Here is a 25261-nt window from a genome sequence, read left to right as displayed (position 1 = left end):
TAGCGCATGTTGCGCATGGCGCGCACCGCATCGCCGCCGCCCGCCTTACCTTGATGACCGCCTCGAAGACCGACTCCATGGGCCACGCCAAGCACTCCAAAGACCCCGCCCCCTCCGAGGACATCGGCAGCGATCCGCTGCGTGACCCGGCGCTGTATCTCAACCGGGAACTGTCGCAGCTGGATTTCAATTTCCGCGTGCTGGCGCAGGCGCTGGACGAACAGGTTCCGCTGTTGGAGCGGCTGCGCTTTTTGTGCATCTCCTGCACCAACCTGGACGAGTTCTTCGAGATCCGCGCGGCCACCGTGCGGCATGCGCAGGAATTCGGCCTGCCACCCGCACCCGATGGCATGAGCCCCACCGCCATCCTCAACGCGGTGCACGACCGCGCCGCCAAACTGGTGGATCAGCAGTACCACGTGTGGAACGACGTGCTTCGCCCGGCGATGGAACAGGCCGGGGTTGCGGTGCTGAGCCGCACCACCTGGAATTCGCGCCAGAAACGCTGGCTGCGCGCCTACTTCCGCAACGAGATCATGCCGGTGCTGTCGCCGCTGGGCCTGGACCCGGCACATCCGTTCCCGAAGATCCTCAACAAGACCTTGAACATCGTGGTGGTGCTCGAAGGCCAGGACGCGTTCGGGCGCGCCGGCCATCTGGCGATCGTGCGCGCGCCGCGCTCGCTGCCGCGCATCATCCAGCTGCCGGCCAGCCTGTCGCCGGACGGCGAGCAGAGCTTCGTGTTCCTGTCCTCGGTGCTGTCGGAGTTCGTGGACGAACTGTTCCCCGGCATGCAGGTCAAGGGCTCCTATCAGTTCCGCGTCACCCGCAATTCCGAGCTGGTGGTGGACGAAGAAGAAGTGGAAAACCTGGCGCTGGCGTTGCGCGACGAACTGGTCACGCGCGGCTACCGGCCCGCGGTGCGGCTGGAGATTGCGCACGATTGCCCGCCGGCGATCATGCGCACCCTGCTGCAGAATTTCGGCCTCAACGAAAACGCGGTGTATCGGATTGCCGGTCCAGTGAACCTGAGCCGCGTGACCCAGGTCTACGACCTGGTGCAACGGCCCGAGCTAAAATACCCGGCGTTCAATCCGCGCACCTTGCGCGACAACGTGGGCATCTTCGAGATCGTCAACAAGGGCGACGTGCTGCTGCATCACCCCTTCGATGCGTTCACTGCGGTGCTGGACGTGATCCGCCAGGCGGCGGTCGACCCGAACGTGCTGGCGATCAAGCAGACGCTGTACCGCACCGGCAAGGATTCGCTGATTGTCGATGCGTTGATCCTGGCCGCGCGCAACGGCAAGGACGTCACCGTGGTGGTGGAGCTGCGCGCGCGCTTCGACGAAGAAGCCAATCTGGGCCTGGCCGACAAGTTGCAGGAAGCCGGCGTGCAGGTGGTCTACGGCGTGGTCGGTTACAAGACCCACGCCAAGATGTTGCTGATCGTGCGCCGCGAAGGACGCAAGCTCAAACGCTACGTGCATCTGGGCACCGGCAACTACCACAGCGGCACCGCGCGCCTGTACACCGACCTGAGCCTGATCACCGCCGATGTGGAGATCGGCAACGATGTGCACATGCTGTTCCAGCAGCTCTCCGGCCTGGCGCCGCGCATGAAGCTGGAACAACTGCTGCAGTCGCCCTTCACCCTGCATACCGGCGTGCTGCAGCGGATCGAACGCGAGACGCGGCTGGCGCGCAACGGCCGGCCCGGGCGCATCATCGCCAAGATGAACGCACTCAACGAACCGCAGGTGGTGCGCGCGTTGTATACGGCCTCGCAGGCGGGCGTGCAGATCGACCTGATCGTGCGTGGCGCCTGCACCTTGCGCCCGGGCGTGCCGGGCGTGTCGGACAACATCCGCGTGCGCTCGATCGTGGGGCGTTTTCTGGAACATAGCCGTGTGTACTGGTTCGGCAATGACGGCGCGGCAGAGTTGTATTGCGCCAGCGCCGACTGGCTGGAGCGCAATCTGCTGCGCCGGGTGGAAACCTGCTTCCCGATCCTGGATCCGGACCTGGCCAAGCGCGTGTACCGCGAAGTGCTGCAGAACTACCTGGACGACAACGTCAACGCGTGGGAACTGGATGCCGAAGGCATCTATCACAAGCGCACGCCCGGGCCTGGCGAGCCGGCGCATTCGGCCCAGATGACCTTGCTCGATCGGGTCTGAGGCCAGACGGGCTGCCGCCTCTCACGGGGCTGGCGGCCCATCGGCTACCATGCGGCCATGCCAATGCCCTCCCCCACGATCCCGCCCCTGCGCGATGGCGATTTTCTTGCCGCCATCGACTTAGGATCCAACAGTTTCCACATGGTCATTGCGCGCTACCTGATGGGTCAGTTGCGCGTTGTCGACCGCCTGCGCGAAACCGTGCGCATGGCCGACGGCCTGGATGGCAAGGGCGGCATTTCCAACGAGGCGCGCCAGCGCGCGCTCGAGTGCCTGGCACGCTTCGGCCAACGTATCCGCGAAGTGCCCTCGCTGCGCGTGCGCGCGCTGGCCACCAACACCGTGCGCCAGCTGCGCTCGCCGCAGGCATTCCTGATGCCGGCCGAAACCGCGCTTGGCCATGCCATCGAAGTGGTCAGCGGGCGCGAGGAAGCGCGTCTGATCTATCTGGGCGTGGCGCATGCGCAACCACCCAAGCCCGATCAACGCCGGCTGGTGATCGACATCGGCGGTGGCTCCACGGAGTTCATCATCGGCCGCGGCTTCCAGACGCTGGAACGCGAAAGCCTGCAGGCCGGCTGTATTGCCAGTACGCGGCGGTTCTTTCCCGGCGGCAAGCTCTCCAAGAAAAAATGGAAAGATGCGCTGACCGAGATCGGCGCCGAGTTTCAGCAGTTCGCCGGCCAATACAAGGCGCTGGGCTGGCATGAAGCGATTGGCTCGTCCGGTACGCACAAGGCCATCGGCGAGATGTGCGCGGCGATGAAGCTGACCAAGGGCGCGATCACCGCCGAGGCGCTGCCGGCGCTGCGCGATGAGCTGCTCAAGGCCAAGCGCATCGAAGATATACAGTTGCCCGGCCTGGCGGCCGAGCGGCGGCCGATCATCGCCGGCGGCATTCTGGTGCTCGAAGCGGCCTTCCAGGCGCTGGGCTTGGAGAAGCTGATGGTCAGCAAGGCGGCGATGCGCGAAGGCATCCTGTACGACATGCTCGGCCGCGGCGGCGAGAACGACCCGCGCGACAGTTCGGTGGCGTCGTTGGTGCAGCGCTACGGCATCGACGAGGCGCAGGCACGGCGCGTGGAAGCCACCGCGTGCCGCCTGTTCGACCAGGTCTGCGAATCCTGGCAGCTCGATGGCGACGACGCGCAAGTGCTGCGCCGTGCCGCACGCCTGCACGAGCTGGGCCTGATGATCGCGCACAGCCAGTACCACGTGCACGGCAGCTACATCCTGGAACACTCGGATATCGCCGGGTTCTCGCGGCAGGAACAGCAGGTGCTGGCCGCGCTGGTGCGCACGCATCGCCGCAATGTGCCCAAGACCGCCTTCGACGCATTGCCCGACCGCTTGCTGCTGCCAACCCGGCGCAAGGCCGCGCTGCTGCGGTTGGCCGTGCTGCTGCACCGCGCCCATGAAACCGATCCGATCCCGACCCTGGAACTCACTGCCGACGACAACCGGCTGTCGCTGATCCTGTCGCAGGCCTGGATCGATTCGCGCCCGTTGCTGCGCGCCGACCTGATTGGCGAAGTGGAAGGGATGGCGGGTTTGGGCATCATGTTCCGGCCGTTTGTTACTTGAAGCCGGGATTAGGGATTGGGGGATTCGGGATTCGCTACCTGCTCTGATCGACTAGGTGGCGTCCGAACACTCTGCTCGACGTCGGTGTGTTTGCGCGAATCTCCAATCCCCACTGCCGAATCCCGGCCTCTGTCACCCCCGCGACTTCTTCGCGCAATACCGCTGCCATCGCGTTCCCGGAAGCTAGATCAAACGGGAGAACGACCATGCGCTACGCGATCGTTACCGAAACGTATCCACCCGAAGTCAACGGCGTTGCGCTCACCGTGCATGGCCTGGAAACCGGTCTGCGTGCGCGCGGCCACCAGGTCGATGTGGTGCGCCCGCGGCAAGCCGCAGACAGCACGCCGGCCGACACCGTGCTGGTGCGTGGCGCGTCGCTGCCACGCTATCCGGGGCTGAAGTTCGGGCTGCCGGCCACCCGGCGGCTCACCCGACATTGGGCAACCACGCAACCGGATGCGATCTACGTGGCCACGGAAGGCCCGTTGGGATGGTCGGCCATGCGCGCGGCGCGACGGCTTGGCATTCCGGTCGCCACCGGCTTCCACACCCGCTTCGACGAATACCTGCCCGACTACGGCGCGGCCTGGCTGCAAGGCACCGCGCTGCGCTGGATGCGGCGTTTCCACAACCAGGCCGAAGCCACGCTGGTTCCCACCCGCGAACTGCAGCAATTCCTGCGCGGCAGCGGTTTCGAGCGGGTGCAGTTGCTGGCGCGTGCGGTGGACAGCCTGCAGTTCGATCCGTCCCGCCGCGACCCCGCGTTGCGCGCCGAATGGGGGATCGAAGGCGAAGGCTTTGCGGCGATCTACGTAGGCCGGATTGCCAACGAGAAAAACCTGCCACTGGCGATCCGCGCGTTTCGCAAGCTGCAGCAGCTCCGCCCCAAGGCGCGCTTTGTGTGGGTGGGCGATGGCCCGGCGCGCGAGAAGATCGCTCACGAGAATCCGGACTTCATCTTTTGCGGCATCCAGCGCGGCGACGCGCTGGCGCGGCACTTCGCCAGCGGCGATCTGTTCCTGTTTCCCAGCCGCAGCGAGACCTTCGGCAACGTCACCCTGGAAGCGATGGCCAGCGGCGTGGCGACGGTGGCCTTCGATTACGGTGCGGCGCGCGAATACCTGCGCAATGGCCAGACCGGCGCCGCGGTGGAGGACGACGCTGCATTCGTGCAGGCCGCACTGACACTGACCGAAAACGACGACGTGCGCCAACGCATGGGCCATGCCGCCGCGCAGGCGATGAAGAAACTGCACCCGGACAACGTGGTGTCCGATTTCGAAGCACTGCTGCTGGGGATCACGGCGGCACGGGGGCGGTATGTCGTCGACGCGGCTTGAACTCCTGCACGGTCACGAAGCGCGCTGGTGCCGGCGGGCCAACCACTGGTGCCGCCGGCACCCGGTGCGGCGCAGCTTCGCGGCGATCAGCCGGCTGGGCGACGGGGTGTTCTGGTACAGCCTGATGGGCCTGCTGGTGCTGCTGGACGGAATGGACGGCGTGCGCGCTTCTGCGCACATGGCCGCCACCGGCGTGCTGGCGCTGACTCTCTACAAGACCCTCAAGCGCTGGACGCGCCGGCCGCGTCCGTATGCGGCGGATGTGCGCATCCGCGCCTGGGTGGCGCCTCTGGATGAATTCAGCTTTCCCTCCGGGCACACCCTGCACGCGGTGTCCTTCAGCATCGTCGCGCTGGCCTATTACCCCTGGCTGGCCCCGCTGCTGGTGCCGTTTTCTGCCGGCGTGGCGCTCTCGCGTGTGGTGCTGGGGCTGCACTATCCCAGTGACGTACTCGCCGCCACCGCGATTGGCATTGCGCTGGCCAGTCTCTCGTTGTGGTGGTTGCCGGTTCCCGCCTTGTTCGTCTGATGCGCGCCTTCCCGATCAGGGAACACCACACCGCGCAAGCATCGTCAGACCCGCAGCCAGCGATGCGTGAGGCGCTGATGCATCCGGGACGCTCCCGTACAATGGCGCGATGACGACCCTGTTCATCTCCGACCTGCATCTGGACCCGGCCCGGCCGGCGATCACCGAGCTGTTCCTGGATTTCCTGCGCACGCAGGTACCCGGCAGCGACGCGCTCTACATTCTTGGCGATCTGTTCGAGGCGTGGATCGGCGACGACACCCCGTCGACCGCCGCGGATGCGGTGGCCGAGGCCTTGCACGCGGTGGCCGTCACCGGTGTGCCGGTGTTCTTCATGCCCGGCAATCGCGACTTCCTGGTCGGTGCCGCCTACGCGCAACGCGCCGGCTTTCGCATCCTGCCCGACCCCACCGTCATCGATCTGTACGGGCAGCCGACGCTACTGATGCACGGCGACCTGCTGTGCACCGACGACACCGCCTACCAGGCCTTCCGCGCGCAAACGCGCGACCCGGCTTTCCAGGCACAGTTCCTGTCGCAACCGCTGGCCGCACGCGTGGCGTTCGCACAGCAGGCACGCGCAGCGAGCCAGGCGCGCCAGTCAGAACTCAAGCAAGGCGACCAGGCACAGTTCGAAACCGTCACCGACGTGGCGCCGGCCGAGGTAGACGCCACCTTCGTGCGCTACGGCCTGGACCGCATCATCCACGGCCACACCCACCGCCCGGCCATCCACACCGTGCAGGCCGGTGGCCGCACCTGCACACGCGTGGTGCTGGGCGATTGGTACGAACAAGGCTCGGTGTTGCGCGTGAACGCCGACGGCCTGGCGCTGGAACAGCTGGCGCTGTGATCTAGCGCGTCCGTTCGACGGCGCAGGCATGGCGCGGTGGCGGTGCCTGCACGCTGTGTAGTGGGCTTCACTACGTCTGCGCTGCTGATCGGCGCTGCATCACTGCGTGCTGCGCTGATGCTCGGCGTAGTCGACAAAATCCCCGTTGACCACGTCGTACCAGAGCAGGCGGCCATCGGCCTGCACGCGGAAGCGGTCGCGCACCGGACTGGTCTGCGGATCGCCCGGGCAGCCATCGCCGTGGCGTTCGTGCACGGCGAATTCAAAGGCACCCGATGCAGATGTTTGGTCGTCCTGCTCGGTCATGATGCTGATGCAGTCATCGGGATAAAAACGGTCGCGCTGCAGTTGTGTCTGCAGGCGTTGCAGCGCGCGTTCTTCCGCTGCGTTGCCCGCGCTGGCCGCAGCTGCGGGGGTGGTGACTGCAGGTTTAGCCGCGGATGCGGCAGGCTCGGCCGGTTGCTGCCGACAGCCGGCAACCGCCAGCACGGCCAGGCACAACACGCTGCAGGTCAGGGACTTGGACATGATCGCTCCGCTGGACATCACATGGCCGGCAACCACCGGCGGTGTGCCTAGTCTGCGCGATCAGCGTGCGCGGATATAGCGGCACTGCCCGGCACGCATGGTGCCGGGCAGGCTGGGCAGTGATCAGCGGAACGCGGCGATGTTGGCCTTGGTGTTGACCAGCACGCGTTGGTTGTCCGCGGTGCTGGCAGTGCCCATGGGCACGCCGTTGTAGCTGATGTTGGGATTGGACCAGTAGTTCAGGCGCGGGCAGCCGCTGGGACAGGCGTAGGCCATGATGGTGCGCCAGCTGTTGCCGTAGCGGTAGCCGTGGCCATACGCAAACGGCGAGGTGCTCGGGTCGGTGGCCGCATCGTGACGTGCACTCTGCAGGTGGCCGATTTCATGCGCAAAACTGTAGTAGCCGGTGGCGCAGTCCCAGTACACCGATGCAAACGCCGTGGCCGCCGTGGAGCCGATACCCGACGCCAGGCCGCAGTAGCTGCTGTTGTTCAACACGATCACGCCCACATCGGCGGTATAGGTGTTGCGGCTGGTGTGGATGCTATCCATGTAACCATCGTTGGTGACGCGGAAGCGCTGCAGATCGGTGGTGAAGTTACCGGTTTCCGCATAGCTGGTGGTTTCATAGCGCGCCAGCTGCAAGGTAATTCCCACATTGCTGTTGACGTAGCCCTGGTTGGCCTCGGCCACCGCCAGTTGCACCAGCGACTGCATGTTGCCGCCGTACGCAGTCACCGCCTGGTTGGTCGCCACCACCAGCACGCGGATGGTGGCCGGGCTGCCGGACGAAGCCTGCGCAGCGGTCACGCGGCCGTCGTTGGGCATGTCGAACTTGGGCAGCAGGCTGTATTCGGCCGGATGCTCCTGCGGCATGCGCTGCTCGTCCACCTGCACCAGCACATGGCGGCCATCGGCAAGCGGCCGCAGACGATAGAGCTTGCCGGCGTAGCGGATGGTGCCGGTGACGGTGTCGCCGCTCCGCACCAGGATCGCCGAGTTGAGCGGGTCCACGCCGGACAAGGTGCGTGCACGGGTGCCGGCACGCGGGCCGAGATTGCCGTACCAGATGCTGTCGCCGCCTTCCAACGCATCGACCTTTGCCTGGGTGGCGGTGATGGTCTGGCCATCTAGCTGCAGCTCGAGCAGTTTTTCCGCCGGCGCCACCGCGCCCGCATCGATCTGCACCACCTGTGCGTTTGCGGTGGATGGCGAGCTCAGTACGCGCTGTAACGAGGGTTCTGCCGTTGCGGTGGCTGCAGCGCTGCGGCTCAATGCCGGGCCGGTCTGGTACAGCGGCTTGCCTGCTGCTGCCGCCGAGCCAGCCAGGCACATGGCAATCAGACCGACCGTGGTGCACATCGACTTCGACTTCATCGTCTCTCTCTCCTAGACATGGAAGCAACGGGATGTGAAACACCGGGCCCCTGTCCCCGGGACGCCATTAGGGCGCGCCGATTAGGATGGAATGCAAGTTGTTACAACAGAAAATTACAGTTCTGTGATGTTTGACGTTGAATGGATGCGATTCCAGCACCGGTGTGGCGCGACGGAGTGCACATTCCGGTGGTAGGCGATGTCTTCCACTGGGTCTCAATCCGGCGTCGCGAGGGTGGCGGATGACTGCGCTTGGGCCTGATGAGACCTCGCTTTCGGTTGGCAGTGCTCACGCACGCGGACGTCCAAGCAATGTTGCGTTACGCGTGAAGGAAGGTAGTGACCGGCACTACCCTCGCGCTGCACCGAAAGCAGATTGTTTGAGATCCAAGAGCACGCTGGCCTACAGAGCCCGCTCTCCGTCGGATGGTGTTGCCTGGGCGTACACACGCTGGCCGACCGACAGAGCGCTCATCGAAGCATCCTAATCAGACAGCATGCTTCGCTACGTTGTGCGCACGGCATGCAGCGTCGGCAACGCGCTCCTTGTCGGCTCGTGCGGAGGGATGCAAACCGATAGTGCTCCGCGCTAACCACCGCGGCCCGCCTCAGCCAGCCTGCTCCACCAGGCTCGCCAATTCGTCTTCATCGAAGCCTGCCAGCAGACGCGCTTCGATATTGAACGGGCCATGCAGGTAGCCGCCGGCGTAGTCGCGCAACAGTTCCTTGAAGCGCGCGCGCGGCTCGATGCCGGCCTGCTCGCAATACCAGCGATACCAACGCGAACCCGCGGCGACGTGCGCCACTTCTTCGCGCAGGATGATCTCCAGCACCTGCGCAGTGGCGGTATCGCCCAGCGAGCGCAGTTTGTGGATCATGGCCGGCGTGACATCCAGCCCGCGCGCTTCCAGCACCCGCGGCACCAACGCCATGCGTGCCAGGCCGTCGTGCGCGGTTTTCTCGCACATCTCCCACAGCCCGTTGTGCGCGGTAAAGTCGCCGTAGTCGTGGCCGTGCGCGTGCAACCGCTCGCGCAGCAACATGAAATGACGTGACTCGTCATCGGCCACCGCCACCCAATCGGCATAGAACCCGTCCGGCACACCACGGAACCGGTACACCGCATCCCAGGCCAGATCGATGGCGTTGAGCTCGATGTGGGCGATGGCATGGATAAAGGCCGCGCGCCCCTCCGGCGTGCCCAGGCCGCGCCGCGGCAACTCGCGCGGATGGACCAGCAACGGGCGCGGCGGGCGGCCCGGCATACGAATGGGTTCAGGCGCATCGGCCTGGGCCGGCAGCGGCAAGCTGCCCGCGCGAAACGCTGCGGCGTATTGCTGGGTCAGCGCGACCTTTTCGACCGGATCACACGCCTGCAGGCAGGCGTGCGCGGCTTGCAACAGATCCATCGTCACTCCCTGCGGCGCGCAACCTTGCACTGGCTGCGGCGCGCGCACTCACACTGCCGCGTCACAGAGCCCTGAGTGATCAGGCGCGCCGGCGCTTCTTGGCATCGTCCGAACGCAGCTGCTGGATGCGCTCGAAATACCCTGGCTCGATACCGGTGATGTACTCGCCGTTGAAGCACGACGAATCGAACTGCTTGATGTCGGGATTGCCTTCGCGCACCGCCACTTCCAGGTCTTCCAGATCCTGGTAGATCAGCCAGTCGCAGCCCAGGAATTCCTGGATTTCCTGCTCGCTGCGGCCATGCGCAATCAGTTCTTCGGCGGCCGGCATGTCGATGCCGTAGATGTTCGGGTAACGCACCGGCGGCGCGGCCGAGGCCAGATACACCTTGCGCGCACCGGCGTCGCGCGCCATCTGCACGATCTGCCGGCTGGTGGTGCCGCGCACGATCGAATCGTCGACCAGCAGCACCACGCGGTTGCGGAATTCCAGATGGATCGGGTTGAGCTTGCGGCGTACCGATTTCTGCCGTTCGCCCTGCCCCGGCATGATGAAGGTGCGGCCCACATAACGGTTTTTGACGAAGCCTTCGCGGTACTTCACACCGAGCACGTTGGACATCTCCAGCGCCACGTCGCGCGAGGTATCCGGGATCGGAATGATGGTGTCGATGTCATGGTCCGGGCGCAGGCGCAGGATCTTCTCGCCCAGTTTCAGGCCCATGCGCATGCGCGCCTTGTGCACCGAGATGTTGTCGATCATCGAATCGGGACGCGCGAAATACACGTACTCGAAGATGCACGGCGCATGGTCGGTGGGCGCGGCGCAGATTTCGGAGAACAGCTCGCCACGCGCAGTGATCACCAGCGCCTCGCCCGGGCGCACGTCGCGCACGCGCTGGTAGCCGAGGATGTCCAAGGCCGCCGATTCGGACGACACGATGTACTCGGTGCCTTCGGCGTGTTCGCGCTTGCCCAGGACCAGCGGGCGGATGCCGTGCGGATCGCGGAATGCCACCAGGCCCAGGCCCAGCACCACGCTGACCACCGCGTAGCCACCCTTGCAGCGGCGGTGCACGCCGGCCACCGCGCGGATCGCCGCTTCGGGGGTAAGCATGCGTTGCGCGTCCAGCTCGTAGGCGAACACGTTCAACAGCACTTCGCTGTCCGAATCGGTGTTGATGTTGCGGCGGTCGGCCTCGAACACCTGCTGGCGCAAGGCCTCGGTGTTGATCAGATTGCCGTTGTGCGCCAGCGCGATGCCATACGGCGAATTGACGTAGAACGGTTGCGCTTCGTCCATGCCTTCCGAACCGGCGGTCGGGTAGCGGCAATGCGCGATGCCGACGCGGCCTTCCAGCACCGCCATCTTCTTTTCGTCGAAGACGTCGCGGACCAGGCCGTTGGCTTTTTGCACGCGCAACCGCGTGCCATCGGCCGTGGCGATGCCTGCGGCATCCTGCCCTCGATGCTGCAGGACGGTCAGGCCGTCATAGAGCTGCCCGGCGACGTTCTGGTTGCCGACAATACCGACGATGCCACACATGGTGCGCGTTCTCCGCTTCGGCTTGCGCCGTTACTGTGAAGGTGGCCGTGCCTGGCCTTGGGACTCGACCCGAGCCGGGTCGCTTTCTCCGCCGCGAACCTGCGCCGGATCGATATTGGCCGGCATCGCCTGCGTCGGATCGCGTCCGTCGCTGGCAGCTTTGCCGGGTTTGCCGAGCGCCTTGTTGATCGTGTCGCTCAGGCCAGACCCGGAGAGCGCCTTGCCCAGGTCCGTATTATCGCCTGCCGAAGGCAACTTCCCCAACTCCGCTGATACGTTGCCGAGTTCCATCGATGGAAGGTCCATCGAGGGCATCCGCCAGGCCGGCAGTTGCGCGCGCATCCAGCCAGCGCCCGGCGACAGCACCGGCAGCAGGACCGATTGCCGCCAGGCCGGTTCGCGCGGCAGCGGCGTGAAGCCCATCAGCAGCACCAGCACGCAAGCCAGGAAGGCCCCGCGCACCACGCCCAGACCGAACCCGAGCATGCGGTCGGTCCCACCGAGCTTGACCGCGTCCACGCCGGCGCGGATCACCATGCCGATTACCGCCACGCTGATCAGCACGCCAACGAACACCATGGCGTAGCCACCGAACGACTCGGTGGCCGAGGGATATTTGCCATCGGCCAGCCAACGCGCGGCCGGGCCGCCGAACAGGAACGTGGCCCAGCCGGCCAGCAGCCAGGACAGCGTGCCGACCACGATCGCCACAAATCCACGCAGCAGGCCCAACAGCGCCGACACCAGGATGATGACGCCCAACACCATGTCGATCATGGCCAACCTCGTGACGCGGGGTGCGCGCCGCTTGCCTGGCAGGATGCAGTCATCATCGCCCTCCCCTCCATGGGTGTGAGGCTATCGAGAATCAAGGATGTGGACGCACCATGCCGGAGATGCCGACCTTGGCCGCCACCTGGGCACGCAATTGCTCGGCATCGCCACGGTTGGCCACCGGCCCGACGCGCACGCGGTTGAGCGCGCCCTTGTCGGTGCGCACCTGTTCCACGAACGCGCTGAATCCGGCGGCGCGCACGCGGTCGCGCAGCGCATTGGCGTCTTCGGCACGGCCAAAGGCGCCCAGCTGGACCGCAAACCCAACCCCACTGGCGGCCGGCGCGGCGGGCGCGGTCGGCGCTGCCGCGACCGGCTTGGCCGGCTCGGGCTTGCTGGGTTCGGGCTTGGGCGCTTCCGGCTTGGCCGGCGCAGGCTTGGGTGCCTCGGCCGGCTTGGGCACTGCGGCCACTGGCTTGGCCGGCTCCGGCGGCAGGCTCTCGGTCTTGGTCGGTGCCGTGGTGGCCGCCGCGGTGGTGCTGCCGGCCGGCTTGGGCGCGGCGGTGCTCGGGGTGGGAGCGGTCACCGGTGCAGGCGCATTGGCACCGGCATCCAGCGTCACCACCTGCGCGTTGACGTCGCTGCGCACCTTGACCGCCTGCAGACGGGCCGCTTCGGCCTGCGCCTGCTCGGCATACGGGCCCACCCGCACGCGCCAGGCAGGGCGACCATTGATCTGGGTCTTTTCGCTGAAGCCGGGCAACTGCGCCTGCTTGAGCCGCGCGATCACCGCATCGGCGTCGGCACTGCTGGCGTAGGCGCCGAAGTTGACCGCGTAATTGCCGGCAGCCACCTCGGGTGCGGACGGCGTGCTCGACGGGGCGGCCAGGTCGGCCGCATCGGGGTTGTCCTGCACTGCGACCGGTGCGGTGGCAGCGCCGCGCATGCCGAGCGCGCCGCCGGCCGGCGTGGCACCGGGCGTGACCAGCGGCAATTCGCGGGTTTCAAACTCGCCATTGCCGGGTGCGGCAGGCGCGTCGAGCGGAACATCGGCCACGCCACTGGAGGGCGCAGGGCCCTTGACCAGCATCGGCAGGAAGATCACGGCGAGCGCCACCAGAACGATGGCGCCAATCAGTCGCTGTTTCAGAACAGTATCCACGGAAGAGACAAGAGGCGGCGTGGCGGGGTGCCGCGGCGATTATAAGGCCGGCGCCCGGCAACCGACCTCAATGGCCTGAATGAAGTGCCTGCAACGCATCGGCCACGGTGTGGAAGGAGCCGAACACCAGCACGCGGTCGCCTGGCTGCGCCCCCGCCAGCACCGCATGCAGCGCACCGGCCACATCGCCATGACAGGCCGCCTGTGCGGCGGCGGTGCCCTGCAGGCGGGCGCGCAAGGCCTCGGCCGACTGTCCACGCGCGCCCTCCAGCCCGGCCAGCGCCCATTGGTCTACACATCTGGCCAGCGCCTCGACTACACCATGCACATCCTTGTCCGCCAGCGCCGCATACAGCGCCACGGTGGTGCCGGCTGGCGTGGCGGTGCCCAGCGCCTGGGCCAGGGCACGCGCGGCCTGCGGGTTGTGGCCGACATCCAGCATCAGCTCCACCCCATCGCGCGCGACCCGCTGCAGGCGGCCAGGCAGCTGCGCGGCGGCCACACCCTGCGCCCAGGCGATTGCAGGCACCTCGACCGGCAACGCCTGCAATGCGGCGATCGCCGCCGCTGCATTGGCCAGCTGCACCGGCGCCTGCAAGGCTGGCATCGGCAGCTCCAGGGTCTGCGCAACATCACGCCAACGCCAGTGCTGCGCATCGATAGGCTCATGGAAATAATCGCTGCCGGCGCGGATGGCGTTGGCGCCCAATTGGTAGGCGCGCCGCAACACACTGGATGGCGGGTCGATCTCACCCAGCACCACCGGCTTCCAGCCGCGGATGATGCCGGCCTTCTCCGCACCGATCGCCTCGCGGTCCTCGCCCAGCCAATCGGTATGGTCGATGTCCACGGTGGTGATCACCGCCACATCGGCGTCGATGATGTTGACCGCATCCAGACGCCCGCCCAGGCCGATTTCCAGCACCGCTAACTCCAACTCGGACCGCTGCAACAGCCACAGCGCGGCCAGCGTGCCGAATTCGAAATAGGTCAACGCGGTGTCGCCGCGCGCCGCCTCCACCGCAACGAACGCGGCCACCAATTGCGCATCGCTCGCCTCGACACCGTCGATACGCACGCGCTCGTTGTAGCGCAGCAGATGCGGCGAAGTGTAGGCGCCCACCTTCCAGCCGGCTGCACGCCCGATCGCTTCGATGAAGGCCACCGTGGAACCCTTGCCATTGGTCCCGCCGACCACGATCACGTGCGTAGCCGGCGCTTCGATCTGCAACCGCGCAGCAACTTCGCGCACGCGCTCCAGGCCCATGGCGATGTTCTGCGGATGCTGCTGCTCGATGTAGGCGAGCCAGTCGGAGAGTGTATTGGGGGTGGTCACTGTGCTACCTGAGGTCTTGCGGGCAGCGCGCATTATCGCGGTTGCCCGAGCCCTGGACTACCAGCAGCAGCTTTTCATCTTTGACCCGCGGACGCTTGCTGTCTGCCATACGTGAGCAGGTGGCAACGCGCTGAACCTGGGACGACACCTATCCGGCCAACATGACGTCCACACAGTGGCGCGTCATTGCGGACCGTAGATTTCCACAATGTGTGTCCCTAATCGAGAGCGCTGCCCTTTCAATATCACTGCGACCTGCTGCTGTGGATAGCGGTGATACAAGTCTTCCTGGATGCAGAGGTAATCTGGAAACCCGTGTTCCATTGGCCCACCCCGCAGCCGATATTCACAGGTGCTTCGAGTCGATTGATGGTCCGTCTGCATCACGTACGCTTCTTCGAATGACCCGCCAATGGCCCAGGTCAGCAACCAGGGTGCCGTTTTTGCCAGCAACAACCACGATACAAAGCCCAGCATCACCGGTGTTGCGAAGAACATGAAGACACTGAAAATACGCCCGTGTCCGTCCAGGTCCGTTGGGCGACCAAGACGCCGGTTGTGCCTGCGCAGCCACACCGTCAGCACGATGCCAACCGCTAAACATGGCCATTTCAAAGTGCGTCCTTGCAAAAATTGTGCAGGAACGAAATCGGCAAACAGGCCCAAGACAAGCAGACCCATCACGGCGAAGAACGTTCCGATCTTCATCCATGCAAACAGTTTCGATGTCACTTGATCATCCTGACGAGATACGTTGGCGCGTGCGCCGAGTTACGGCAGGGCCGATGCGATGCGCATGCCCAGCACCGACCGCTGGCCACGCACCCGCATCGCAACCTGCTGGTCCGGATGACGCCGATACAGCTGCTCACTGATGCACAGATGGCTCGGGAAACGCTCTTCGAGGGGGCCGCCGCTCAACCGGTATTTACAAGTCCGCGCAGTGCGCACGTACTCGGTTTGCATGAGGTGCATCTCTTCAAAATCCACGCCCGCGATACGCGTATAGATCCACGGCGCGCCTCTGGCCAGCACAATCCAGCACAGCAACCCCAACAACGGCGGCGCCAGGCAGATGGCAAGCACGGTGTTGATCAGCTGCTTGCCGACGACCACCTTCCATCCCCCGAAGCGATAGCCCTGCACGAGGATAAACGCCGTCATTGCCGCGCCCAGCAGCCACATCGGCGCAATCCAGTTCCGCCCGGACATGAAGGGTGCGGGGATGAAATCGGAGAAGCTCCCCAGCACCAACAGGCCGGCTACTCCCGCGAGCGCCGTCGTACGGAACACTTTTAGCCACCGGGGCGGTGTTACGGTCGAACGCGCCATGGCCTCTTCCAGCGTCCTTGCTGCACGTGGCCTTACAACGCCCGATGCTTGGCTTCACCAAAGAACGGCGTGTGGTGCGCGCAATCGTTGAGGCGGACCACTTCCAGGTGATCGACGTCGTCGCCTTCGAGCAGGTTGAGCGTGGTGGGGGCCTGGCGGAAGGTCCACAGCTTGGACAGCGGCAGGCCGAGGATCTTGCACAGGATCACGCGGTTGACCGCATCGTGCGCGACCACCAGCAAGGTGTCGTCTGCACCCAGGCCGTCGGCGGCGCGCGCCAGACCGCGCCAGCTGCGATCGAGCACCTGACGCAGCGATTCGCCGCCGGGCATCAGCACGGTGTCGGGTTCTTCGCGCCATGCGCGCAGGCGCGCCGGGTCCTTGTCATTGATTTCGCTTGCAAGCAACCCTTCCCATTCGCCATGGGCGATTTCCTGCAGGTCCGCATCGGTCTGCAGCAAGCCTGCGCGTGCAGTGCCAAGTGCCAACGTTGCGGTGGCCTGTGCACGCGAGAGTGGCGATGCCACCGCGCGGGTGATCTGCAAGGCCTGCAGACGCGCGCCCAACGCGGCGGCCTGCCCTTCGCCGACCGGTGACAGCGGGATATCGATCTGGCCCTGGTAACGGCCTTCGGCGTTCCACGGCGTCTCGCCGTGACGGGCAAGCAGGATGCGCATGCGCGAGAGATTCCTTGGGGAGGGGCCGGCTCGCCTTGCGGCCAGACGGGAGCGGCATGATACCGCCCTCGCCGCCTCCCCGGGCCGCGAATCAGCCAGACGGTGAACTGGTCGGCGCACCGTCCTGCGCGTTGCATGTCACCCGCAGGCCAGCCAGCACCCGCGGCTGGCTCAGGCGCGACCGAGCGCCGGGTCGCTGCGACTGGGCTTGCCGGTTTCCAGGTGCCCGGCGAGCCGGCGGCGGAACGCGCTGCCCCGCTGCTCCACCACAATGTCATACCAGTGATCGCTCGCCGCCAATGCCAGGCGCAGGGTGTGGCGCTGCCCTGCGGCCAACTGCAGCGGCTGTGTGGTCGGCTCGGCGTACTCCAGCGCGCGCACCTGCAACGTGCACGGCTGGCGCCCGGCATTGCCGATCTCCAACACCAGCAGCTCGCCATCCTGACGCGCCTGCACCCACGGCGCTGACAACGCCGGCTGCTCGGCACCTAAATTCCCTGCGAACTCACGCAGGAATCCATTCGGGCCGTGCACGTGCAATGCATACGCGCCGTCGTGCACCGCGCCCATCGGCACGTCGTCCAGCTGAGTGCCGGGCAAGACGGTGTAATACCAGGGGCCGCCTGTCGCGGCGGACGTGTACACGTTGAAGGCAGCTGCGGCGGCACCGGTGTTGACGAACTGCAACTGCACGCCGTTGTCATCGTGGACACGCGCATGCACCTGCAACGCATACGGCAGCGCGCGCGCGGGCCGCTGCCCCGGTTCCTGCCGCGGCATCTGCGCAGTGGTTGGCGGCACCGGCAGCGGTTTGTCGCGCACCGCGGCCGTGCGTGCGCGGTAGTCGCCGATCGCTGGCAGCGCGCTCAGCGCGGAATGGTCCGGCTGGCGGAAGTCGAACACGCTGGTGAGATCGCCACTCACCGCGCGTCGCCACGGGCTGATGTTGGGCTCGGCCACACCGAAACGGCGCTCGAGCAAACGCAGCACGGAGGTGTGATCGAACACCTGCGAGTTGACCCAGCCGCCGCGCGTCCAGGGCGAGATCACCAGCATCGGCACGCGAATGCCCAGCCCCACCGGAACGCCCTCGTGCACTTCGCCGCGCGCGTCCACGTTACTGCGGCCCATGCGCGCATCCAGTGCCGGCAGCGGCGCAGGCACGTGGTCGAAGAAGCCGTCGTTCTCGTCGTAATTGATGATCAGCGCGGTCTTGGACCACACCTCGGGATTGGCGGTGAGCGCATCGATCAGCCGCGCCACCAGCGATTCGCCATATGCCGGCGGTGCCTCGGGATGTTCGCAATAGGCGGTTGGCGGGATCACCCACGACACCTGCGGCAGTCGGTTGGCTTGTACATCGGCGGCGATGGCTGCGACCAGATGATCGGCCTGCGTGGTGGCGGCATTGTCGGCAGTGGACCCCGGGACGCACGCACGTGCGCGTCGATAGCGCTCATCGTTGCGATCCAGATCGCGATAGTGCGCAAAGTACGCCAGCGAATTGCAGCCGAAGTTGTCGTACTCCTGATACACCCGCCAATCGACACCGGCCGCCTGCAGACGCTGCGCGTAGGTGGTCCATTGCATCGCGGCGTAACCGGGTTTGTCGCGCGCCATGTCGGCGGTCCAGTTGCCATCGTCGGCATTGGTGACGGTCTGCGCACCGGTGTTGCCCACGCTCAAACCGCTGGTACCGGTGAACAGGTACATGCGATTGGGATTGGTGGGCCCGTGCAGCGAGCAGAAATAACCATCGCAAATGGTGAACGCGTCGGCAAGCGCGTGGTAGTACGGGATATCGCTGCGCTGGAAATAACCCATCGTTAGCTCGCCCTTGTACGGCACCCAGGCGTCGTATTCCTGCCAGCGCAACGGGTCTTGCCCATGGCCGGCTTTCCAGGAGTGATCCAGGCTCTTGATCAGCGGCGCGCAGGTGTTGCGCGCATCGAAGGCGAACGGCAACACACGTCGCCCGTCGCTGGCGGCCTGGCTCCACACCGGGTTGCCGTCGCGCAACTGCAGCGCACGCGGGTCGCCGAAGCCGCGCACCCCGCGCATGGTGCCGAAGTAATGATCGAAGGAGCGGTTTTCCTGCATCAGGATCACCACGTGTTCGATGTCGCGCAAGGTACCGGTGCGTGCGTTTGCCGGCAGTGCGAGCGCGCGTCCGATCGAGGCGGGTAGCGCACCGGCAGCCGTCAGTGCTGCCACACGTTTGAGAAAGTCGCGACGCGAGGGGGAAGCCGTCATGGAAGAAAAACCTTTGGAAAACACTGAAAAAGACGGCGTGCCGCAGCGGCGCGCGACGCCAGTGCACACGTATAGCCCCCGCACGCGACAGTTTTGCGACAGCCACCGTCATCAATGTTTCATGAGCCGTTGACACCCTGCGTCGCGAAACGCCGGTCTTGCACCGTGCGTCCGCCCTCAGCCGTGCTCGAACAGGATTCCCCCATGACTTCCGCCCGTCGTTTCCATGTCACGCCACTGGCGCTCGCCCTCGCCGCGCTGCTTCCCGTCATCGCACACGCCGCCGACCCCATCCCCGCCAGCGCGGCGGACGCGCCGGTAACGCCCGCCGATGCGGCTGGCAACGCGACCCAGCTGGATGCGATCAACGTGGTCTCGCAAGGCAGCACGCGGCAGGTGCAACGCATCAGCCGGCAGGACATCGAGCAGCTGACACCGGGTAGCAGCGCCTTCAAGGCGGTGGAAAAGCTGCCCGGCGTGCAGTTCCAGTCCGCCGATCCCTTCGGCACCTATGAGTGGTCCACGCAGGTCACCTTGCATGGCTTCGACCAGAGCCGCCTGGGCTACACGCTCGACGGCATTCCGCTGGGCAACATGAGCTACGGCGTCACCAACGGCCTGCACATCACCCGTGCCATCATTTCCGAAAACCTCGGTTCGGTAGAGATCGCACAAGGCGCCGGCGCACTCGGCACTGCGTCCAACACCAATCTGGGCGGCACCATGCAGTTCTATTCCGCCGACCCACAGACCACGCCCGGCGCGCGGCTGGTGCAGACGGTGGGCAGCGATGCAACGCGACGCACCTTTGTTCGCGCCGATACCGGCGATCGCAATGGCCTGTCGGCGTATCTGTCCTACGCCAATGCCAGCACCGACAAGTGGAAGGGCTTCGGCGATCAGCAGTCCGAGCAGGCCAACCTCAAGACTGTCTACCAGTGGGGCGATGGCAATCGCCTGAGCCTGTTTCTGGATACCTCGCGGCGCAAGGAATACGACTACATGGACCTGTCGTTGACCAGCCAGCGCGCGCTGGGTTGGGACTACGACTACCTGCAACCGGATTGGGCCACCGCGGTGCAGATGGCGCGCGCCTACCAGACCACCGGTGCCACCAGCGGCGTGGCCAACGGCTATCCGCAATCGCTGGCCGGATTGCCGGACGACTACAGCTGGCTCGATGCCAGCTACTACGCCGGTGGCGGCCTGCGCCGCGACAATCTTGCCGGCCTGTCGGGCACGTTCGTGTTCGGCGTTGCAACCCTGGATGCCGCCGGCTACTACCACGCCAATCGTGGCGAGGGGCAGTGGGTGACGCCGTATGTCGTCACCTCGGCGCAGATCCCGGTCTCGATGCGCACCACCGACTATGGCCTGGACCGTTTCGGCGGCACCAGCGCATTGAAGTGGTCGTGGGGCAATCACGATCTGGAAGCCGGCGTGTGGGCCGAGAATGCACGCACCACGCAAGGGCGCAATTACTTCGCGCTGGGCAACGAGGGCTACACCTCGCTCTACAACGTGTACGAAGCGCAGACTCCATTCCGCCGCGATTTCCAGCAGCGCTACACCACCCAAACCCGCATGCTGTACCTGCAGGACACCGTGCGCCTGCTCGATGACCGCCTGACGGTGAACTACGGCGCAAAGGCGCTCAGCACCACCACGCGCGCGCAATCGCTGGTGCCGACCACCGCGCTGGCGCAAGGCCGCATCCGTGCCGAAGACAACTTCCTGCCGCAAGTCGGCGTGAACTACAAACTCGACGAACGCCAGGACATCTACGCCTCCTACAGCAAGAACATCGCCGCGTTCGGCTTTACGCCGTTCGCCACCTCGCAGGCCGCGTTCGACCGCAGCCGCTCCACGCTGGAGCCGGAAGAGTCGCAGACGGTGCAGGTGGGCTACCGCGTGCAGGACGCGCAATTCCAGCTCTCGGCCGACGCCTACTTCACCAAGTTCTCCAACCGCCTGCTGACCACCTCGCCGTGTACGGCGGTGCAGACCTGCGCATCGATCCTGAGCAACGTCGGCGCGGTGCACAGCGCCGGCGCCGACCTGGCGTTGATGTGGCGCCCGATCGAGGGCCTGAGCTGGTTGAACTCGCTGTCGTGGAATCGCTCGCGCTACCAGGACGATTACCTCAACAACGGCGTGGTCGCCACCGCGGGCAAGGACGTGGTCGGCATTCCGGCGTTGATGTTCTCTTCCAGCGCGAGCTACCAGATTGGCAACCTGCGCCTGGATCTGGACGGCAAGTATGTCGACAAGCGCTACATCACCTTCCTCAACGATTCGCAGGTGCCCTCGTACTGGCTGTTCAATGCCGGCGCGCGCTATGACTTCGGCCGCCTCGGCGGCGTAGCCGATGTCGCGCTGGCCTTGAACATCACCAACCTCACCGACAAGCGCTACTTCGCCAGCACCGGCACCAATGGCTATGTCGCCTCCGATCCGAATGGCTACAACCAGACCATGGTGGTGGGCGCGCCGCGGCAGACCTTCCTGAGCCTGGATGTGAAGTTCTGACGCTGGCGAATGAACAGTGCGGTGTTGGATGCGCGTTGCCTCCGCGAGTGAAATGCGGTGCAACGCCAGCGCATTGAGGAGTCCACCGTAGTGGCGCCTTCTCGGGCGCCAGCAGATTCTCGACCCAAGCCCCTCGCCGTCGGGAGAGGGGCCGGCCAGAGCGGACACCGGCAGCGGCGCTGGATGGCACGACCATCAAGCGCCGCACGTTGCGTCATCCGTTCCTGCCAGACACTTTTCTTCGGGGGCAAGCTCGTGGCGGGCTAATCCACCGCTCCGCCAGTCGATCGCAAGCATCAGTCCGCTACGGCGGATCCGCGAGGCTGACATGCGTCTACCTCGCACGCCCGCCTATCTCTCCATCAGGCACGGGCATGGCCCATTCCGCCACATGATCGACCGCAACGCGCTCAACGCCATTCGCTTGGCGCGCCTCCCGCTCCACCCCGTCACCTGCCAAGCCAAGCCGAGTTCCACCGCAATCGTGCACCGCCGCATGGCGCCGACGCCCAGCCGCATATAATTGCCGGCTTATCTTTCACTGAGCAGGTCCCGCCAGATGGCGCAGACGATGAAGGCGCTGGTCAAGCGCGAAGCGAGCAAGGGCATCTGGCTGGAACAGGTCCCCGTGCCCACCCCGGGCCCGAATGAGGTCCTGATCAAGCTGGAAAAGACCGCCATCTGCGGCACCGATCTGCATATCTACCTATGGGATGAATGGAGCCAACGCACCATTACGCCGGGCCTGACCATCGGCCACGAGTTCGTCGGCCGCGTGGCCGAGCTCGGTTCGGCGGTGACCGGCTACCAGGTCGGCCAGCGCGTGTCGGCCGAAGGCCACATCGTGTGCGGGCATTGCCGCAACTGCCGTGGCGGCCGCCCGCATCTGTGCCCCAACACGGTGGGCATCGGCGTCAACGTCAACGGCGCCTTCGCCGAATACATGGTGATGCCGGCCAGCAACCTGTGGCCGATCCCCGACCAGATCCCCTCCGAGCTGGCCGCCTTCTTCGACCCCTACGGCAACGCCGCGCATTGCGCGCTGGAATTCGATGTCATCGGCGAAGACGTCCTGATCACCGGCGCCGGCCCGATCGGCATCATTGCCGCCGGCATCTGCAAGCACATCGGTGCGCGCAATGTGGTGGTCACCGACGTCAACGACTTCCGCCTCAAGCTGGCCGCCGACATGGGCGCCACGCGCGTGGTCAACGTGTCCAAGACCTCGCTCAAGGACGTCATGGCCGACCTGCACATGGAAGGCTTTGACGTGGGCCTTGAAATGAGCGGCAACCCACGCGCGTTCAACGACATGCTCGATTGCATGTACCACGGCGGCAAGATCGCGATGCTCGGCATCATGCCGCGCGGCGCTGGTTGCGATTGGGACAAGATCATCTTCAAGGGCCTCACCGTGCAGGGCATCTACGGCCGCAAGATGTACGAGACCTGGTACAAGATGACCCAGTTGGTGCTATCGGGTTTTCCGCTGCAGAAAGTGCTGACCCACCAGTTGTCGATCGACGAGTTCCAGAAGGGGTTCGACCTGATGGAAGAAGGCAAGGCCGGCAAGGTCGTGTTGAGCTGGAACTGAGTAACCGCTCCACCGCTGTGCAACGCAAAAGGCGCCGGAAGGCGCCTTTTGCATGTCAGCCCCAGTGATTATCTCGACACGCATCACCGGCGCTGTCGCTTCGCTGCCTGCTGCACCAATAACTGATTGCCCTATCCCGCCCTCATACCCGCAGCGCGCTCCAATGTTCCGGCAAATGCCCTGTGCGCAGCGCCTCGCTTACGGCCAGGTCACCGTCGCCGTGGCGACCAGATGGTTCTGCGAATTCTGCCGGCCAAATCCGAACTCCGCCGCTTCGCTGGTGTCGTAATACCCCACGCTCAAGCCAAGCGGGCCGAACGCCTTGCCCACGTTCACCCCGAAATCATTGTAGTCGTGGTCCACCTGGCTGAGCGAAGAGGTATAGATGCTGTGGCCTGCGTGCGCGCCGAACGTGAAGTCGTACGGCAGCGTCCAGTTGGCGTCCAGCGCGTAGTAGTAGCCATCGGTCTTGGTGCCGTACAGATCGTTGGTATAGGCAACCGTGACGCTATAGGTTTTCAGGAACGTGGTCTTGGTGATCAGTTCGGCGTAATTCGACGCGCCCGCTCCCAGATACTGGTAACGGTTGACCATGACATCGACATTCCAGTTGGCCCCAAGGTCCTTGTTGTAGCCGACAAAACCATCCACTTCCCAATCCGGATCGCCCGCGCCGTAATCGACGTTGGAAGTCCAGGTGCCGATGTACAGGCCGAACGGTGTCTTGTAGGTCAGCCCGGCCTGAAACGCAGCCTCTTCGTTGGTCTGCGAAATGCCGCGGAACAGGTAATCGCTGGTCACCGCGAAGGTGCCGGTGAACGGTGAGGCGGGTGCGTCTTCGTCCTGTGCCTGTGCCAACGGCGCGGCACCCAGGAGCAACAGCGACAGGCAACAAGCAAGCGAGGATGGCTTCATCGGGCATCTCCTGGAGCGGTGGGCGGTCGGATTGCATGAAGCGAGACTGCACAGACTTATTAGTCCAACTGCCATTGCAGCGCAACATAAATGTCGCGCTCGCTTGACCTGGCGCACATCCTTCGGCGGCAGGCCGTGCGACTCAGCCTCCCTTTCATCGACCGCCGACGCACAATCTTGATGCGCGCACTGCAGGATGACGACGCGTCACAACCCACGCGAACAACGTGAACTGACAACCGCGCTCACCGCTAATCACTCACGCATTCGAACTCAACAGCTCAGCGCCAACCGGCGGTGCATTAGGCCGGAAACACCCCGTAATGCCGCGCAGCCAGCCGCAGTTGCTGGCCTGCCGTGATGGTGCCGGCCGACGCCGGCAGTTCCACTTCCACTTCATTGCCCGCCGCGTCCAGGATGGCGCGCACCCGCAGGCGGGCGCCGCTGCGTTGTGCCCAGGCCACGGTGGCCGGCCAGCCATCGGCGTCCGGCACCAGATCCTCGGGGCGCACGTAGACCTCCACCGGGCCCGCAGCCAGTGCGGGGTTGGCCGACGGCAGCGCATGACCGGCCACCTGGATCTGGCCGTGCGCAAGCACGCCCGGAATCCGGTTCACCGCACCGACGAACGAGTACACGAACGGCGACGCCGGCGTGTCGTAGACGCGCGCCGGCGTATCGAGTTGTTCGATCCTGCCACGGTTGAGGATGGCCACGCGGTCGGCCAGCTCCAGCGCTTCTTCCTGATCGTGGGTCACGAACACCGTGGTCAGGCCGGTTTGCTCGTGCAACTCGCGCAGCCAGCGGCGCAGGTCGCGGCGTACCTGCGCATCCAGGGCACCAAAGGGCTCGTCCAGCAGCAGCACGCGCGGCTCGATCGCCAGCGCGCGCGCCAGCGCCACGCGCTGACGCTGCCCACCAGACAGCTGGGTCGGGTAACGCTGCTCCAGGCCCTGCAACTGCACCAGCGCCAGTAGCTCTTCCACGCGTGCGCGGATGCGCGCTTCGGCCCAGCGCTCCTTGCCGCGCCGCACGCGCAGCCCGAACGCGATGTTCTCGAACACATCCATGTGCTTGAACAGGGCGTAATGCTGAAACACGAAACCCACCCGCCGCGACTGCACGCTCATGCGGGTGGCGTCTTCGTCGCCGAACAGCACCTGCCCACCGTCGGCATGCTCCAGCCCGGCCATGATGCGTAACAACGTGGTCTTGCCCGAGCCGGACGGCCCCAGCAGCGCCAGCAACTCGCCTTGGCGCACGTCCAGGGTGATGTCGTCCAGTGCGGTGAAGCTCGCGAACTGCTTGCGCAGATGGCTGATACGGATGCCCATGGTCAC

Annotated in this window: 20 protein-coding genes; 7 read left to right on the top strand and 13 right to left on the bottom strand. The window is 65.5% G+C overall.

Translation table 11 applies throughout. The annotated features are described in order from the left end of the window. Positions 1-77: 77 nt before the first annotated feature. From ppk1 to lpxH, 5 genes are all read left to right on the top strand, one after another. On the top strand, positions 78-2180 hold the full coding sequence (ppk1, locus tag QRM89_RS02070; protein WP_011036175.1) for a polyphosphate kinase 1: 2103 nt from the start codon (positions 78-80) through the stop codon (positions 2178-2180). Positions 2181-2243: 63 nt separating this feature from the next. Beyond that, positions 2244-3764: an exopolyphosphatase gene (gene ppx / locus QRM89_RS02065; protein ID WP_172666277.1), complete on the top strand. Its 1521-nt coding sequence runs from the start codon at positions 2244-2246 to the stop codon at positions 3762-3764. Between the two features lie 206 nt (positions 3765-3970). Beyond that, entirely contained in the window at positions 3971-5107 is a 1137-nt protein-coding gene (locus QRM89_RS02060) for a glycosyltransferase family 1 protein (RefSeq protein ID WP_075286094.1), read from the top strand. Beyond that, positions 5088-5636 (top strand): phosphatase PAP2 family protein, encoded by a 549-nt coding sequence (locus QRM89_RS02055; RefSeq protein ID WP_011036172.1) that lies wholly within the window; start codon positions 5088-5090, stop codon positions 5634-5636. Before QRM89_RS02060 ends, QRM89_RS02055 begins: the two co-directional genes overlap by 20 nt. A gap of 109 nt (positions 5637-5745) precedes the next feature. Next, the gene (gene lpxH / locus QRM89_RS02050; protein WP_285447170.1) at positions 5746-6489 is read left to right on the top strand and encodes a UDP-2,3-diacylglucosamine diphosphatase; all 744 of its coding nucleotides are present in this window, start codon (positions 5746-5748) and stop codon (positions 6487-6489) included. 99 nt (positions 6490-6588) lie between these two features. Here the strand turns inward: lpxH and QRM89_RS02045 are convergent, their stop codons facing one another. From QRM89_RS02045 to QRM89_RS01995, 11 genes are all read right to left on the bottom strand, one after another. Then, positions 6589-7017, bottom strand: coding sequence for a hypothetical protein (locus QRM89_RS02045; protein WP_259173435.1), 429 nt, complete (start codon positions 7015-7017; stop codon positions 6589-6591). A 123-nt stretch (positions 7018-7140) separates the two neighbouring features. Continuing rightward, positions 7141-8394: a zinc-dependent metalloprotease gene (locus QRM89_RS02040; protein ID WP_285447169.1), complete on the bottom strand. Its 1254-nt coding sequence runs from the start codon at positions 8392-8394 to the stop codon at positions 7141-7143. Positions 8395-9002: 608 nt separating this feature from the next. Next, complete coding sequence (locus QRM89_RS02035; protein WP_285447168.1) at positions 9003-9803, bottom strand: ferritin-like domain-containing protein; 801 nt, start codon at positions 9801-9803, stop codon at positions 9003-9005. A gap of 79 nt (positions 9804-9882) precedes the next feature. After that, positions 9883-11349: an amidophosphoribosyltransferase gene (gene purF, locus QRM89_RS02030; RefSeq protein WP_011036167.1), complete on the bottom strand. Its 1467-nt coding sequence runs from the start codon at positions 11347-11349 to the stop codon at positions 9883-9885. Between the two features lie 30 nt (positions 11350-11379). Beyond that, the gene (locus tag QRM89_RS02025) at positions 11380-12126 is read right to left on the bottom strand and encodes a CvpA family protein (RefSeq protein WP_285447167.1); all 747 of its coding nucleotides are present in this window, start codon (positions 12124-12126) and stop codon (positions 11380-11382) included. A 91-nt stretch (positions 12127-12217) separates the two neighbouring features. Beyond that, positions 12218-13285, bottom strand: a complete 1068-nt coding sequence (locus QRM89_RS02020; protein WP_285447166.1) for an SPOR domain-containing protein — start codon at positions 13283-13285, stop codon at positions 12218-12220. A gap of 67 nt (positions 13286-13352) precedes the next feature. Beyond that, positions 13353-14621: a bifunctional tetrahydrofolate synthase/dihydrofolate synthase gene (folC, locus tag QRM89_RS02015; RefSeq protein WP_285447165.1), complete on the bottom strand. Its 1269-nt coding sequence runs from the start codon at positions 14619-14621 to the stop codon at positions 13353-13355. A gap of 183 nt (positions 14622-14804) precedes the next feature. Continuing rightward, positions 14805-15353: a hypothetical protein gene (locus QRM89_RS02010; protein WP_274348391.1), complete on the bottom strand. Its 549-nt coding sequence runs from the start codon at positions 15351-15353 to the stop codon at positions 14805-14807. 39 nt (positions 15354-15392) lie between these two features. Next, positions 15393-15953 (bottom strand): hypothetical protein, encoded by a 561-nt coding sequence (locus tag QRM89_RS02005; protein ID WP_285447164.1) that lies wholly within the window; start codon positions 15951-15953, stop codon positions 15393-15395. 32 nt (positions 15954-15985) lie between these two features. Continuing rightward, positions 15986-16630, bottom strand: coding sequence for a histidine phosphatase family protein (locus QRM89_RS02000; RefSeq protein WP_042596243.1), 645 nt, complete (start codon positions 16628-16630; stop codon positions 15986-15988). 171 nt (positions 16631-16801) lie between these two features. Further along, entirely contained in the window at positions 16802-18883 is a 2082-nt protein-coding gene (locus QRM89_RS01995; protein ID WP_285447163.1) for a phospholipase C, phosphocholine-specific, read from the bottom strand. 114 nt (positions 18884-18997) lie between these two features. Here QRM89_RS01995 and QRM89_RS01990 point away from each other — a divergent pair, with 114 nt between their 5' ends. Both QRM89_RS01990 and tdh read left to right on the top strand, forming a co-directional pair. Then, positions 18998-21412: a TonB-dependent receptor gene (locus QRM89_RS01990; protein ID WP_285447162.1), complete on the top strand. Its 2415-nt coding sequence runs from the start codon at positions 18998-19000 to the stop codon at positions 21410-21412. Positions 21413-21971: 559 nt separating this feature from the next. Beyond that, entirely contained in the window at positions 21972-23006 is a 1035-nt protein-coding gene (tdh, locus tag QRM89_RS01985) for an L-threonine 3-dehydrogenase (RefSeq protein WP_172666275.1), read from the top strand. Positions 23007-23204: 198 nt separating this feature from the next. Here the strand turns inward: tdh and QRM89_RS01980 are convergent, their stop codons facing one another. Together QRM89_RS01980 and QRM89_RS01975 are read right to left on the bottom strand one after the other, a co-directional pair. Beyond that, a complete protein-coding gene (locus QRM89_RS01980; RefSeq protein WP_011036158.1) occupies positions 23205-23921 on the bottom strand; it encodes a TorF family putative porin in 717 nt (238 codons plus the stop codon). A 302-nt stretch (positions 23922-24223) separates the two neighbouring features. Next, the gene (locus QRM89_RS01975) at positions 24224-25255 is read right to left on the bottom strand and encodes a sulfate/molybdate ABC transporter ATP-binding protein (RefSeq protein ID WP_011036157.1); all 1032 of its coding nucleotides are present in this window, start codon (positions 25253-25255) and stop codon (positions 24224-24226) included. Positions 25256-25261: the final 6 nt, after the last annotated feature.

The organism is Xanthomonas sp. LMC-A-07, assembly GCF_030208825.1.
In the GTDB taxonomy this organism is placed as follows: Bacteria; Pseudomonadota; Gammaproteobacteria; order Xanthomonadales; family Xanthomonadaceae; genus Xanthomonas; species Xanthomonas campestris.
Note: the sequence above shows the minus strand (reverse complement) of the source record. Positions and strands in the feature narration are given on the sequence as shown.

Bases quoted from the DNA above. Each gene is read 5' to 3' on its own strand.
- QRM89_RS01975 (WP_011036157.1), bottom strand. From the start codon at position 25,255: ATGGGCATCCGTATCAGCCATCTGCGCAAGCAGTTCGCGAGCTTCACC.
- QRM89_RS01980 (WP_011036158.1), bottom strand. From the start codon at position 23,921: ATGAAGCCATCCTCGCTTGCTTGTTGCCTGTCGCTGTTGCTCCTGGGT.
- QRM89_RS02040 (WP_285447169.1), bottom strand. From the start codon at position 8,394: ATGAAGTCGAAGTCGATGTGCACCACGGTCGGTCTGATTGCCATGTGC.
- QRM89_RS02060 (WP_075286094.1), top strand. From the start codon at position 3,971: ATGCGCTACGCGATCGTTACCGAAACGTATCCACCCGAAGTCAACGGC.
- QRM89_RS02025 (WP_285447167.1), bottom strand. From the start codon at position 12,126: ATGATCGACATGGTGTTGGGCGTCATCATCCTGGTGTCGGCGCTGTTG.
- QRM89_RS02055 (WP_011036172.1), top strand. From the start codon at position 5,088: ATGTCGTCGACGCGGCTTGAACTCCTGCACGGTCACGAAGCGCGCTGG.
- ppk1 (WP_011036175.1), top strand. From the start codon at position 78: ATGGGCCACGCCAAGCACTCCAAAGACCCCGCCCCCTCCGAGGACATC.
- ppx (WP_172666277.1), top strand. From the start codon at position 2,244: ATGCCCTCCCCCACGATCCCGCCCCTGCGCGATGGCGATTTTCTTGCC.
- QRM89_RS01995 (WP_285447163.1), bottom strand. From the start codon at position 18,883: ATGACGGCTTCCCCCTCGCGTCGCGACTTTCTCAAACGTGTGGCAGCA.
- purF (WP_011036167.1), bottom strand. From the start codon at position 11,349: ATGTGTGGCATCGTCGGTATTGTCGGCAACCAGAACGTCGCCGGGCAG.
- QRM89_RS02045 (WP_259173435.1), bottom strand. From the start codon at position 7,017: ATGTCCAAGTCCCTGACCTGCAGCGTGTTGTGCCTGGCCGTGCTGGCG.
- QRM89_RS02000 (WP_042596243.1), bottom strand. From the start codon at position 16,630: ATGCGCATCCTGCTTGCCCGTCACGGCGAGACGCCGTGGAACGCCGAA.
- lpxH (WP_285447170.1), top strand. From the start codon at position 5,746: ATGACGACCCTGTTCATCTCCGACCTGCATCTGGACCCGGCCCGGCCG.
- QRM89_RS02005 (WP_285447164.1), bottom strand. From the start codon at position 15,953: ATGGCGCGTTCGACCGTAACACCGCCCCGGTGGCTAAAAGTGTTCCGT.
- tdh (WP_172666275.1), top strand. From the start codon at position 21,972: ATGGCGCAGACGATGAAGGCGCTGGTCAAGCGCGAAGCGAGCAAGGGC.
- QRM89_RS02035 (WP_285447168.1), bottom strand. From the start codon at position 9,803: ATGGATCTGTTGCAAGCCGCGCACGCCTGCCTGCAGGCGTGTGATCCG.
- QRM89_RS01990 (WP_285447162.1), top strand. From the start codon at position 18,998: ATGTTTCATGAGCCGTTGACACCCTGCGTCGCGAAACGCCGGTCTTGC.